We start from the raw sequence: 508 nt of genomic DNA on the forward strand, positions 1-508 counted from the left end.
TCTGGCTCCGCACCAATGGCGGTGGCTGCGCCGTCGCCGCCTCCCGGGTGGCGCTCCCAGCCCCGAGGATCAGGGCCAGCGACAGCCCCGCCGACGCAACAGAACCGATAACGATGGGGTTCATCATGCCCTCCGGGCGACCGAACACCCCCGATATAGGCGACCCTCACAAAAAATGAAATATGGAAAAAATCTTCAGTTTAAACTTTTTTCGGGCACCCCGGTCGCGCGCAGCCCCAGCAGCAGGAAATCCACCACCCGGTCGCACTCGGCCTGCAGCGTCTCCGGCGCGGACAGCTCCAGCATGTACGGATGCCAGACGCAGCTCAGCGCATCGACCAGCGCCCCCACCTTCGTCTCCAGCGCCAGATCGGCCCGGAACGCGCCATGGCGCTGCCCCTCCGCCACTACATGCCGCAGCACCGCGTGCAGCGAGCCCATGAAGGCCTGCACCACCGGCCACCGCTCCCGCACCGCCGTGCCGCAAAGCTGGCTCAGCCGCCCGCCA

1 protein-coding gene is annotated in these 508 nt (G+C 66.9%); it reads right to left on the bottom strand.

Annotated elements, in window-relative coordinates:
• Positions 1–195: 195 nt before the first annotated feature.
• Positions 196–508, bottom strand: a 313-nt coding sequence (locus R5H29_RS08180; protein WP_332329048.1) for a hypothetical protein, incomplete at its 5' end; no start/stop codon positions are given.

Origin of the sequence: Stenotrophomonas sp. A3_2 (assembly GCF_036624925.1) — a bacterium.
In the GTDB taxonomy this organism is placed as follows: Bacteria; Pseudomonadota; Gammaproteobacteria; order Xanthomonadales; family Xanthomonadaceae; genus Stenotrophomonas; species Stenotrophomonas hibiscicola.